Origin of the sequence: Burkholderia sp. WAC0059 (assembly GCF_002870125.1) — a bacterium.
Classification (GTDB): domain Bacteria; phylum Pseudomonadota; class Gammaproteobacteria; order Burkholderiales; family Burkholderiaceae; genus Paraburkholderia.
The window spans coordinates 54,059-65,572 of sequence record NZ_PNEO01000009.1; the positions used below are offsets into that span (position 1 = coordinate 54,059).

Annotated in this window: 11 protein-coding genes and 1 tRNA gene; 2 read left to right on the forward strand and 10 right to left on the reverse strand. The window is 68.5% G+C overall.

All coding sequences use genetic code 11. The features are described 5' to 3' along the window. Position 1 precedes the first annotated feature (1 nt). From CY652_RS11075 to CY652_RS11085, 3 genes are read right to left on the reverse strand one after another with little or no spacing between them, the layout of a single operon-like run. A complete protein-coding gene (locus CY652_RS11075) occupies positions 2–889 on the reverse strand; it encodes an ABC transporter permease (protein ID WP_102130763.1) in 888 nt (295 codons plus the stop codon). Between the two features lie 26 nt (positions 890–915). After that, a complete protein-coding gene (locus CY652_RS11080; protein ID WP_102130764.1) occupies positions 916–1,869 on the reverse strand; it encodes an ABC transporter permease in 954 nt (317 codons plus the stop codon). A 36-nt stretch (positions 1,870–1,905) separates the two neighbouring features. Continuing rightward, positions 1,906–3,570, reverse strand: coding sequence for an ABC transporter substrate-binding protein (locus tag CY652_RS11085; protein WP_102130765.1), 1,665 nt, complete (start codon positions 3,568–3,570; stop codon positions 1,906–1,908). A 339-nt stretch (positions 3,571–3,909) separates the two neighbouring features. Between CY652_RS11085 and CY652_RS11090 the strand changes: the two genes are divergently transcribed. Both CY652_RS11090 and CY652_RS11095 read left to right on the forward strand, forming a co-directional pair. Continuing rightward, on the forward strand, positions 3,910–5,274 hold the full coding sequence (locus CY652_RS11090) for an amidase (protein ID WP_180970536.1): 1,365 nt from the start codon (positions 3,910–3,912) through the stop codon (positions 5,272–5,274). Continuing rightward, positions 5,253–6,665, forward strand: coding sequence for a DHA2 family efflux MFS transporter permease subunit (locus CY652_RS11095; protein WP_102130767.1), 1,413 nt, complete (start codon positions 5,253–5,255; stop codon positions 6,663–6,665). The genes CY652_RS11090 and CY652_RS11095 overlap by 22 nt, the downstream gene beginning before the upstream one ends. Positions 6,666–6,675: 10 nt before the next feature. Here CY652_RS11095 and CY652_RS11100 read toward each other — a convergent pair whose 3' ends face one another. From CY652_RS11100 to CY652_RS11130, 7 genes are all read right to left on the reverse strand, one after another. Further along, a complete protein-coding gene (locus tag CY652_RS11100; RefSeq protein WP_146010072.1) occupies positions 6,676–7,326 on the reverse strand; it encodes a GntR family transcriptional regulator in 651 nt (216 codons plus the stop codon). Between the two features lie 96 nt (positions 7,327–7,422). After that, the gene (locus tag CY652_RS11105; RefSeq protein WP_258002283.1) at positions 7,423–8,622 is read right to left on the reverse strand and encodes an amidase; all 1,200 of its coding nucleotides are present in this window, start codon (positions 8,620–8,622) and stop codon (positions 7,423–7,425) included. A 364-nt stretch (positions 8,623–8,986) separates the two neighbouring features. Beyond that, positions 8,987–9,062: transfer RNA gene (locus tag CY652_RS11110), tRNA-Ala, on the reverse strand. Between the two features lie 74 nt (positions 9,063–9,136). After that, positions 9,137–9,505 carry a c-type cytochrome gene (locus CY652_RS11115; RefSeq protein ID WP_102130770.1) on the reverse strand — a complete coding sequence of 123 codons (369 nt, stop codon included), beginning with the start codon at positions 9,503–9,505 and terminating at the stop codon, positions 9,137–9,139. Beyond that, on the reverse strand, positions 9,502–10,299 hold the full coding sequence (locus tag CY652_RS11120) for a BON domain-containing protein (RefSeq protein ID WP_102130771.1): 798 nt from the start codon (positions 10,297–10,299) through the stop codon (positions 9,502–9,504). Before CY652_RS11120 ends, CY652_RS11115 begins: the two co-directional genes overlap by 4 nt. A gap of 27 nt (positions 10,300–10,326) precedes the next feature. After that, positions 10,327–10,887, reverse strand: coding sequence for an SIS domain-containing protein (locus CY652_RS11125; RefSeq protein WP_102130772.1), 561 nt, complete (start codon positions 10,885–10,887; stop codon positions 10,327–10,329). 90 nt (positions 10,888–10,977) lie between these two features. Then, on the reverse strand, positions 10,978–11,451 hold the full coding sequence (locus tag CY652_RS11130; RefSeq protein ID WP_258002278.1) for a YraN family protein: 474 nt from the start codon (positions 11,449–11,451) through the stop codon (positions 10,978–10,980). Between the last annotated feature and the right edge of the window lie 63 nt (positions 11,452–11,514).

Genomic DNA, 11,514 nt, shown 5'->3' on the forward strand with positions numbered 1-11,514 from the left:
CTTAGCCCCTGATTTCCATGGCCTGGCGAATCGCGTCGGCCAGCAGGTTGAACGAGATCGACGTGATGAAGATCATCACGCCCGGCAGCGCCGCGATCACGGGCTGCGTGTAGATCGCGTTGCGCAGCGCGTTCAGCATCAGCCCCCACTCCGCGCTCGGCGGCTCGACGCCGAGCCCGAGAAACGACAGTCCGGCCGCGAGGATCATCGACACCGAGATCAGGCTCGTCGAAAACACGAAGATCGGGCCCAGCACGTTGCCGAGCAGTTGCACCCGCACGATCGTGAACGCCGACGCGCCGGAGGCGCGCGCCGCGTCGATGAAGTCGCTGCTGCGCAGTTGCGTCGTCACGCTTTCGGCGACGCGGATCACCTGCGGCGTGAACACGATCGTCAGCGACAGCAGCGCGTTCCTCACGCCGGCGCCGATCGTGCCGGACAGCGCCACGGCGAGCAGCACCGACGGAAACGCGTAAAACACGTCGACCGTGCGCATCACGAGCGTGTTCACGAGGCCGCCCGCGTAGCCGGCCAGAATGCCGATCGCGCCGCCGATCACGAACGCGATGACGACGGGCGTGATGCCCATGAAGAGCGACAGGCGCGAGCCGAGGATCAGCCGCGAAAGCAGGTCGCGGCCGAGCTCGTCGGTGCCGAGCGGGTGGCCCGGCGTGCCGACCGGATCGAGCCGGTACAGCATCGACGATTCGTACGGATCGTGCGGCATGAGGAGCGGCGCGAAGATCGCCATCAACAGCAGCAGCGCGATCACGGCGCCCGAGCCGAGCGCGACCGGATCGCGCCGCAGGCGCCGCAGCGTGCCGAGCCAGTATCCCGGCGAGCGCTGCGCGGGCAGCGCCTCGTCGACGAGCGGTGGACTAGCGGACATGCGCAACGTGTACTCCCTTGTTTCGTTCAGGCGCGCGCGATGCGGGGGTCGATCAGCATCTGCAGCGCGTCGACCACCACGTTGACGACGACGAACAGCAGCGCGAGCACGAGGATCGTGCCCTGCAGCAGCGGATAGTCGCGCTGGAAGATCGCGGTGTTCAGCAGAAAGCCGGTGCCGGGCCACGAAAAGATCGTCTCGATCAGGATCGACCCGCCGAGCAGATAGCCGAGTTGCAGGCCCATCACCGACAGCGCGGTCGGCGCGACGTTCTTCGCGACGTGCAGCAGGATGGCGCGGCTGTCGAGCCCGCGCGCGGCGAGGCCGACGATGAACTCCTGGCCCAGGATGTCGGCGACGAGCGCGCGGATCGTGCGCGCGATGATCCCTGTCGGGATCACGGCCATCGCGACCGCCGGCAGCACCATGTACTGGACGTGCGACCAGTCCCAGTGCCAGCCCGGCGCGCCGTCGGGGCCGCCGCCCGTGGCCGGCAGCCAGGGCAGGAACACCGAGAAGATGATCACGAGGATGATCGCGAGCCAGTAGTGCGGCACGCTCACGCCGAGCACCGACACGACGGACGACACGCGCTCGAGCGCCGAGCCGCGAAAGTAGCCGCCGACGAAGCCGAACAGCAGGCCGAAGACGAAGCCGAGCAGCGTCGCGACGAGCGCGAGCCGCAGCGAGTTGGCGACGGCGCCGAACACGTCGCGCGAGACCTGATCGCCCGTCGAGATCGACATGCCGAGGTCGCCGTGCAGCGCCCGCCAGAGCCAGCTCACGTACTGCACCGGCAGCGGCCGGTCGAAGCCGTACAGCGCCATCATCTGGTTGCGCAGCGCCTGCGACGCGTCGGCCGGCAGCACCGACGACAGCGGGTCGCCGGGCGCGAGATGCAAGAGCGCGAAGCACAGCAGTGTCACGCCGAACATCGTCGGAATCGCGTAGAGCACGCGCTGCAGCAGATAACGCACCATCTCAACCGTCTCCCGTCGAAACTCGCCCGGACGTCGTCACTGGATGGACATCGTGGCGATGTCGATCAGCCAGTTGTGCGGCTCGACCACGCCGTGCACCCTCGGCGACATCGCGCGCGGACCCACGTCGTGCGCCACGAAGACGAACGGCAGTTGCTGCACGATGTACGCATGCAGTTGCCCGAGCAGCGCGTCGCGCTGGGCCGGATCGAACGTGTTGCGGGCCTCCTGCACGAGCTTTTCGGTGGTCGCGTCGCTGAAGTAGCCCCAGTTGTTCGACACCGGCGGGAACGCGCCCTTGCTCGAGAAGCGCACCATGCCGAAGAACGGGTCCATCGTGCTCGCGCTCACGTTGATGGCGTTCGCGCCATGCGCGGCGGGGTCGAGCGCGCCGAGACGCCAGTTCGAGAGCAGCGTGTTCCAGTCGAGCACCTCGAGCTTCACGTCGAAGAAGCACTGCTTGAGGTTCTCCTGCATGAACTCGTTCATCTCCTCGGGCTGCATCTGCCCCGAGCCGGCCGACGAGATCTGCACCTTCACTTCCATCGGCTTCGCGGCCGAGTAGCCCGCCGCCGTCATCAACTGGCGCGCGGCGGCCGGGTCGTAGCGGATGTGGTAAGTCGGGTTGCCCCACCACGGGTCGCCCGGCGAGTAGACCCCGAGGGCGGGCGTCATGTAGCCGCCGAGCAGCGTCTTCATGCCGTCGCGGTCGATACACATGTTCGCGGCCTGCCGCACGCGCAGATCACGCCACGGCGAGCCCGGCGCGAGCGACAGCTGCCACGGCCACAGGTGCGGCTGGGTATTCGCGTAGATCGTGAAGCCGGCGCGCTTGATCTGGCTGATCGCGTCGGGCGCGGGCGCCTCGATCCAGTCGACCTGGTGGCCGAGCAGCGCGGCCGTGCGCGCGCTCGCTTCCGGCATCGGCAGCAGCACCACGCGGTCGATCTTCGGCCGGCGCGCCGGGTCCCAGTAGTCGGGGTTGCGCACCATTTCGAAGCGCTGATGCGGCACGAGCAGCACGCCCTTGAACGGCCCCGTTCCCGACGGATGCGCGGCGAACGTCGCCCACGCGAGCTGCGAGCGCTTCGCCGGGTCGGTGACGGAAGCCGGCACCGCGTCGTAATCCTTTTGCCATTGAGTCGGCGACGCGAAATACAGATTCGTCGCGTTGTACGGAAAGAACGAATCGGGAATCGACGTGGTCAGCTCGACCGTGAGGTCGTCGATCTTGCGCGCGGACACAAGCGTCGGCATCCGCGAAATGGTCAGGCCCGCCTGGCGCGGATCGAACTGCGGCGCGCTCTTGTCGGCGATCTTGCGCACGTTCCAGACGACCGCGTCCGCGTTGAACGGCGAACCGTCATGGAATTTGACGCCGGGGCGCAGCTTGAAGATCCACTTCGTCTTGTCGGTGCTCGACACCGACCAGCTCGTGGCCAGATCCGGAATCAACCCGGAAGGCGCGTTGGCCTTCGACAGATCGAACTGGATCAGCGAATCGTACAGGGTGATGCCGGTGAAACGATTGCCTTCGTAGCCCTGGTCCGGCTGCCCCGCGGTGTAGGGAATGTCGGCGGCCGTCATCGCGATGCGCAGGACCGATTCGGCATGCGAGGCGCCCGACCAGAAGAGCGCGGCGCTGCCCAACACGGCCGCGGCAAACCGCAGGCCGGCCCGATATGCGTTTTTCGAAATCATGAAGATTTACTGCCCCCTTCGTTGGTTCAGACAAGAAAGAGATCACAGTCAAAAACGGCTGACAGGCGCTGCCCCGATGCCCGTCGTCGATACCGGCCGGCCCCGGGGTTCTGCCCTCCCGGAACGCGCCACAATTTTCGACTCTGCCCGCACCAATAAAAAATGTCGACATTCAAAAAAATTTCCCGTGCCGGATCGCCGGGAGTCCGTCTCCCGGCCGCCGTTCCGTCCGGAAACGGCGGCCCGGCAGCGGCACCGAATTTTTTGGCGCGCTTTGGCGGCCCGGCGGGTTTGCCTCTAAAATTGTCGACACTTTTATCCTGCCGGAGGAACCGCTCCATGACCGATCCCCTGCTCCGCGCGCCTTTTCGCACGGTGCTGACGCAGTTTCGCGACGGAACGCTCTCGCCCGTCGAGTACATGGAGCGCTTTCTGGAACGCATTGCCGAACGCGAACCCGTCGTCGGGGCGTTCAAGTTTCTCGACACGCAGCGCCTGCGCGAGGCCGCCGCCGCATCGGCCGCGCGCTATCGCGACGGCGCGAGCGCCGGCCCGCTGGACGGCATTCCGGTCGGCATCAAGGACATCATCGAGACAGCCGACATGCCGACGGGCTTCGGCAGCCCCGCGTTCGACGGCACGCGCACCGGGCGCGATGCGGCCTGCGTCGCGGCGCTGCGCCGGGCAGGCGCGATCATTGCCGGCAAGACCGTGACGACCGAATTCGCGTTCGGCTTCTCCGGCGCGACGCGCAATCCGCACGATCCCGAGCGCTCGCCGGGCGGCTCGTCGAGCGGCTCCGCGGCGGCGCTCGGCGCGTGCATGCTGCCGCTCGCGCTCGGCACGCAGACCCAGGGGTCGATGCTCCGGCCCGCGTCGTTCAACGGCGTCGTCGGGTTCAAGCCGAGCTTCGGCACCGTGACGCTCGGCGGCGTCCACCCGGTATCGTCGTCGCACGATCACCTCGGCTTCTTCGGCCATCACATGGAAGACGCCTGGCAACTCGCGGCCATCGTGTCGGCCGGCGCCGGCGCGGCGGGCGGCCATGCCGGCCTGCCCGACTACGCGCCGGACTGGACCGCCGCCGCGCTGGCGCCGCGACGCCTGATCCGGCTGCATCTGCGCGCGTGGGACGAGGTGGCCGACGCGGATCGCGCGACGATGAACGGGCTCGTCGACGCGCTGCGCGAACGCGGCGTCGAGATCGTCGACCGTCATAACGACAAACGCGTCGCCGAAGTGGAGGCGCTGCTCGATCGCGAGATCGACGGCTCGCTGGAAATGCTGGCATACGAAATGCGCTTTCCGTACACGGACTACGTCGCGCGCCACGGCGAGCTGATCGGCGAACGGGTCCGGGGCATGGTCGAGAAATCGCCGTCGATCACGAACGAGGCCTATCGAAGCCTGCTGGCCGCGCGCGCCGACGCGCAGCGGCGCGTCACCGCGCTCCTCGACGACGCCCGCGCCGACGGCTTCGTGATGCCTGCCGCCGCCGGCGCCGCGCCGCGCGGACTCGCCTACACCGGCAGCCGGATGCACCTCGCCTACTGGTCGTGGCTCGGCTTCCCGGCCGTCAGCCTGCCGCTGATGCGAGCCGAAGGTCTGCCCTGGGGGCTGCAGGTGATGCACTGCATGCAGCGCGACGCTCAACTGTGCACACTCGCACGATGGTTCGAACAATGCTTTCCGATACTTCGTTAAACGCCCTGCTGTGGATCGTCGCGACGGGCTTCTTCATGCAGTCGACCGACACGACGATCATCAACACCGCGCTGCCGGCCATGGCCGCGAGCCTCGGCAAGCATGCGCTCGACCTGCGGCCCGTCGTGGTCGCCTATTCGCTGACCATGGCGATGCTCACGCCCGCGTCGGGCTGGCTCGCCGACCGGTTCGGCACGCGGCGCGTCTACTTCACCTCGATCCTCGTCTTCGTGCTGGGCTCCGCGGCCTGCGCGACGTCGCACACGCTATGGGCGCTCGTGACGGCCCGCATCGTGCAGGGCATCGGCGGGTCGATGCTGCTGCCGGTCGGCCGGCTCGCGGTATTGCGGACGTTCCCGGCCGAGCGCTATATCTCCGGCCTCGCGTTCGTCGCGGTCGCGGGCCAGGTCGGCCCGCTCGTCGGCCCCGTGCTCGGCGGCTGGCTGGTGCAGGTCGCGTCGTGGCACTGGATCTTCCTCATCAACGTGCCGCTCGGCGCGCTCGGATGCGTGGCCGTGCTGCGCTTCCTGCCGCACAGCGTCGACGACCAGCCGGCGCCGCCCTTCGACTGGCCCGGCTTCGCGCTGATCGCGGCCGCGATGGCCACGTTCTCGCTCGGCCTCGACGCGCCGTCCCACCGCCAGCAGGGCAACGGCGCCATCTGGGCCGCGATCCTGATCGCCGCCGCCGCACTCTGCGTGCTCGGCTACGTGCTGCACGCGCGCCGGCGCAAGCAGCCGCTCTTCCCGCTGTCGATCATGAAACAGCCGGGTTTCGCGCTGGGGCTGCTCGGCAACCTGCTCGCGCGCATCGGCTGCGCGGCCGTGCCGTTCCTGCTGCCGCTGCTGCTGCAGCTACAACTCGGCTACACGCCGCTGCACTCGGGGCTCATGATGCTGCCCGTCGCCGTCGCCGGCATCTTCTCGAAACGCGCCGTCGCGCCGCTCGTGCGCCGCTTCGGCTTCGTGCCGTTCCTCGTCGCGAACACGGTGCTGGTCGGTCTGTCCATCGCCAGTTTCGCGACCATTTCCCGCAGCCTGCCGCTCCCGCTGCAGATCGTCGAGCTGGCCGTCTTCGGCATGGCCAATTCGCTGCAGTTCGCCGCGATGAACGGCGTCACGCTCAAGGACCTGGGACGCGAATATTCGGGCACCGGCAACAGCCTGTTCTCGATGGTGCAGATGCTCGCGATCAGCCTCGGCGTGACGGTCGGCGGCGGCCTCGTCGACGCGCTCTCTGCGCACGGGTCGAGCGCGGCGCTCGCGTACCGGATCACCTTCGTGTTCATGGGCGTCGTCGCGCTGCTGTCGACCTGGGTGTTCGTCGCCATGGGCAGCGCCGGCGGTCGCGCGGCCGCGGCAAAGACGGACGCGGCGCGCCAGGCGTCGTGAATCGCGAGCGCTACGACGCGTAGCGCTCGCGGCCCGTCAGGATGTGGTGGCGCATGGCGTCGCGCGCGCGTTGCGCATCGCCCGCGACGATCGCCGACGCGATCTCGCGATGCTGCTGGTTCGATTCGAGCCGATGCCGGAGTTCGGTGAGCCGCGGCAGGCGATAGATATGCAGCCTCATCACCGCGTTCCGGTAGATGTCGAGCATCTGCCGGTTGTCGCAATGCTCGGCGATGTAGCGGTGAAATTGCACGTTCAGCGCATAGTACGCGGCGCCCTTCTCCGACTCCGCGACCTTGTCCATCCGCTCGACGAACGACATCAGTTGGGTCTGCTGCGCGCGGGTGATCTGCGTGGCGAATTTCGCCGCCATCTCGCCCTCGATCAGCGAGCGGATTTCGTAGAGATCCCGGATTTCCCGCGCGTTGACTTCCCGCACGAACATGCCGCGATTGCGCACCGAGACGAGCAACCCGGCCTGCACGAGCGCGCGGCAGGCTTCCCGGACCGGCGCTCGGCTCAGCCCGAGCCGAGCGGCAAGCGGCGCCTCGGCGATCCGCTGTCCGGGGCCGATGTCGCCGCGCACGAGCATCGCCTCCAGCTCAAGGATCACGCGATCGGTCAGCGAGGATGAACCGGCATCGTCGGAATCGGTGGGCATCGGCAAGGCAGGGGCGTTGACGGGTACGGTGGATCGATCGGGACCAGCGAATGATACCGGAGAGCGTATCGTCGTTATCGCGCCTTTATCGCGCCGTCATCGCGGCACGCTGTCCGCCCGCTCGTCGATGCAGGTATGCACGACCGACGCGAAGTCGATCAGCGCGGCGTCCGAACCGGGCCGGCCGACCAGTTGCACGCCGAGCGGCAGCCCGCTGTCGTCGTGCGCGCTCGGCAAATGGATGCACGGCCAGCCGAGCACCGACCAGCCCTTGTTGAACGCCGACGGTCCCGTCGATGCGAGCCCTTGCGGCGCCGGACCGATCGCGCTCGAGGTCAGCACGAAATCGGCATCGCCGAATATCACGTCGTACTGCGTGCGTTGCGCGGCCTGAAGGGACTTCATCTCCAGGTAAAGCCCGGCCGGCATCGCCAGCCCGGTCTTGACCGCCTCCATCAGGCGCGGGCTCAGCAGCCGCGCGTGGCCGGACGCGACCGGCAGCATGCTGCGCGAAAACTCGTAATGCATGATCACGTCGTGCGCGGCGAGCAACTCCGATGCGATCGCGAAGTCCCCGATCGTCTGCACCGACGCGCCCTGCCGGGCCAGCGCCGCCTTCGCGCGGTTGAGCACGGCGTCGGCCCCGGCTTCGATCTCGTGGGCCGGATGGCCCGGCAAAAACGCGATGCGCAGCGACGCCAGCTCGCGCGGCGCGCCCGGACGCGCGGACGGCTTCGGAAGCAGCACGTCGCCGACCGCGGCGACGTCGGCGACGTTCGTGCCGTACCAGCCGATCACGTCGAGCGATTCGCAGAGCACCTTCGCGCCGAGCCGGCCGATTGCGCCGTGCGTCGGCTTGAATCCGACCACGCCGCAATATGCGGCGGGGCGGATCATCGAGCCGCCCGTCTGCGTGCCCAGCGCGATCGGCACCATGCCGGCGGCGACGGCCGCCGCCGAGCCGCTCGACGAGCCGCCCGGCGTGTGCTCCGGATTGACGGGATTGCGCGTCGGCCCGGGCGTCATGAACGCGAACTCCGCGGTGACCGTCTTGCCGACCGGCACCGCGCCCGCCGCGCGCAGCAGGCTGACGATCGAGGCGTCGAACTGGACCGGCCGGTCGTCGCAGGCGGGCGACTGGCAACGCGTCGGCATGCCGGCCACGTCGATGATGTCTTTCACGCCGAGCGGCACGCCCGCGAGCGGGCCGGCGAGCGCATCGCCTTCGGGCGCGCTCAGCACGTCCGCCGCGCTGACGTGGGCCCACGCATGGAGTTCGGCGTCGCGCGCGGCAATTTCGGCAAGCGCGGCGTGGGCCGCCGCGAGGGGCTCATCCTCGCGCTCACGGGTGCGTCGGGCGATTTCGACGGCTGACGGACGGGACGAAGCAGGAATCATCGGAAGGGGCCTTCTGGTAGGACGACGACGTGCGGGGGGCGCCCGTCGATCGGTCGGGTTCTGGAATGGATGCCTTCTTGCGTGACTATCATCGGCCACCCGAGGAGGGCGATGACGGGCGCTCCCGTCCATTATCGGGCTTCAAAAAATCGGGGGCTGCGTCGGCCGCGGATGTGGGCCGACGCGGGAAGAAAGCAAAAACCCCGCGCGCCTTACGGCGCGCGGGGTTTGCGAATACTGCGAAACTGCCTGGAATGTCTGTTGGTGGAGCGGATGAGGATCGAACTCACGACCTTCGCATTGCGAACGCGACGCTCTCCCAGCTGAGCTACCGCCCCAACGAAGCGAAGATTCTAGCACACTTTATTCCGCTATTGCCAACCCGCCCGGCAAGCAACCGGAGAAACGCCGCTTACTTCGACGGCGCGCCGGCCAGCACCCACGCCACCACGGTATGAATATCGGCGTCGCTCATCTGCGGATGGGCCGGCATCGGAATCACGCCCCACACGCCGGAACTGCCGTTCCTCACCTTCTGCGCAAGATAGGCCGGCGCGCCGGGGTTGCTCTTGTAGCGCGCCGCGATCTGCTGGAACGACGGGCCGACCAGCTTGCGATCCACTGCATGGCACCCCATGCACGCGTTGGTTCGCGCAATCGCCAGTCCCGCCGCGGCATCGTCGGCGGCGTGCGCCCCGGTCGCGAACCATGGCGCGACAAACATCGCCGCGGCCAGCGTCAGGGCACGCAGTCGTCCGGCCCTCCGGTTGATCCCCCTCATTGCACGACTCCCGCGCTACCCGGCTGTACGGGCGACGAATTGGTCACCGGCGCCGGCGGCTGTTGATCGAGCGGACGCGAACTGACCGACGAGTCCGGCACCGCACCGACCACCGGCCCGGCCGACGCGGCGTCGGCGGGCGCCGGCGCCGCAACCGGAGCGCTGCTGGCTGCGGGTGCGTTCGCGACGGCATCGGGGCTGATGTACTGGAACACCTTGACGACCTGCACGACGCCCGGCACGCGACTCGCCGCATCCGCGCCGAGGTTGCCCTCGTTGACGGTCACGAGCCCCATCAGATAAACGACGCCGCGCTCGCTGACCACCTTGAAGTTGTTCGCCGAAATGCCTTTCTGGGCGATCAGCGAGGTCTTCACGCGGCCTTCCAGATAGGCGTCGTTGCTGCGCGACCCGAACGAGCTCGCCGGTTGCACGGCCAACTCGTTGACGATCGAATGGACGTTCGGGATATTGCGCACGATCGACTCGGCCTTCTGCTTCGATGCGATGTCGGGCACTTCGCCCGTAATCAGGACGCGCTGGTTGAATACGGCCACGTTGGTATGCGAGCCGTCAGGCAGGTTGTTGCCCAGGTCGGAGAGCGCCTTCACCTGGATCTCGCGATCCTCGGTCTGCGCGCCCACCGTGCGGCGATCGGTGGCGACGAGCGCGGTGCCGCCGGCAGCCCCCGCCAGCGCGAGCACGCACCCCTGCAGCGTGGCCGCGAGTCCCGTCGCGAGGCCGATGGCCAGCGTGGTTCTGGTCAGCACGTTCCTGATGCCGTATCTGCTCATCAAATTCCCTCTCCGTAGTTCTGGGTGTCAGTCGTCGCCGAGCAGCATCGCGTCGATGCCGTCGCACAGGCAATGGATTGTCAGCAAATGCACTTCGTAGACGCGCGCCGCCCGCGTCGACGGCACGCCGATGTGAATGTCGGTGTCGGCCAGCGCCGCGCCCGTTTCGTCCTCGCTGCCGGTCAGCGCGACGACGATCATCTCGCGCTCGTGCGCGGCGTCGATCGCAGCGATCAGGCTGGCCGGATTGCCGGAGGCGGTGATCGCAAACAGGACGTCGCCGGGCTGGCCGAGCGCGCGGACCTGTTTCGCGAAAACCTGATCGGGGAAATCGTCGGCGGTCGCGGGTAGCGCAAGCGCGGGCAGGCCCGGGCGCTCGCGCTCGAACCCGCCGACGAGCCCCTGCGCGAAGCGTTGGGCCTCCACGGCGGACCCGCCGTTACCGCATGCCAGAATCTTGCCGCCGTTCGCGAGCGCGGCGAACATCGCGTCGATTGCCGCGGCGATCGGCATGGCCAGGGCGTCCAGCGCCTCGAGCCCGACTGCCGCGCTATCGCGGAAGTGTTGTTGGATGCGTTCGACTGACATCGAGTCTCTATTTTTACGGCGGGGTATCGCAGAAAGCCGCTCGCGCGGCGTGCCGCAAGTGTAGCGCACTCGGCGTGCGCGCAAGACACGTCAGCGGTCGTCCGCGCGAAACGCGTCGCGCAGCCACACGGGACGCCAGCCTTCGAATGCGACCACGTCGAAGCGGCACGGCGGCATCGCGGCATCGACGCGGGCGGCGAGAAAATGTCGCGCCGCGCACAGGAGCCGGTTGCGCTTGCGCCACCCGACGCTCGCCGCCGCGCCGCCATAATCGCGCCCGGCGCGCGCCCGGACCTCCACGAACACGAGCGTGCCGTCGGGCTCGCGCATCACGAGATCGAGTTCGCCGCCGCGACAGCGGACGTTGCGCGCGACGAGGCTCAGCCCCCGGTCGACCAGAAAATCCAGCGCCCGCGTTTCGAACGCGGCCCCGACGGCATGAGACCCGCGCCGCGCGCCGGAGTTGCGCGGGTCGGTACGGGCCTTTCCCGATGCTTTCGTCCGGGGCGCCTCGTGCGAAGCATCGGCAACGTACCGGACATCCGCCGTCGGCGCGCCGGACACCGCTGGGTCGCGCGTAGCCGCCAGGCCGCCGCCGTTGTCCGGCGACGCGCCATCCGGCTTGCG

What these genes read in the sequence shown, in the direction of transcription:
- CY652_RS11100 (WP_146010072.1), bottom strand. Translation starts at nt 7,326, where the DNA reads ATGCCCACCGATTCCGACGATGCCGGTTCATCCTCGCTGACCGATCGC.
- CY652_RS11080 (WP_102130764.1), bottom strand. Translation starts at nt 1,869, where the DNA reads ATGGTGCGTTATCTGCTGCAGCGCGTGCTCTACGCGATTCCGACGATG.
- CY652_RS11090 (WP_180970536.1), top strand. Translation starts at nt 3,910, where the DNA reads ATGACCGATCCCCTGCTCCGCGCGCCTTTTCGCACGGTGCTGACGCAG.
- CY652_RS11120 (WP_102130771.1), bottom strand. Translation starts at nt 10,299, where the DNA reads ATGAGCAGATACGGCATCAGGAACGTGCTGACCAGAACCACGCTGGCC.
- CY652_RS11115 (WP_102130770.1), bottom strand. Translation starts at nt 9,505, where the DNA reads ATGAGGGGGATCAACCGGAGGGCCGGACGACTGCGTGCCCTGACGCTG.
- CY652_RS11095 (WP_102130767.1), top strand. Translation starts at nt 5,253, where the DNA reads ATGCTTTCCGATACTTCGTTAAACGCCCTGCTGTGGATCGTCGCGACG.
- CY652_RS11085 (WP_102130765.1), bottom strand. Translation starts at nt 3,570, where the DNA reads ATGATTTCGAAAAACGCATATCGGGCCGGCCTGCGGTTTGCCGCGGCC.
- CY652_RS11075 (WP_102130763.1), bottom strand. Translation starts at nt 889, where the DNA reads ATGTCCGCTAGTCCACCGCTCGTCGACGAGGCGCTGCCCGCGCAGCGC.
- CY652_RS11125 (WP_102130772.1), bottom strand. Translation starts at nt 10,887, where the DNA reads ATGTCAGTCGAACGCATCCAACAACACTTCCGCGATAGCGCGGCAGTC.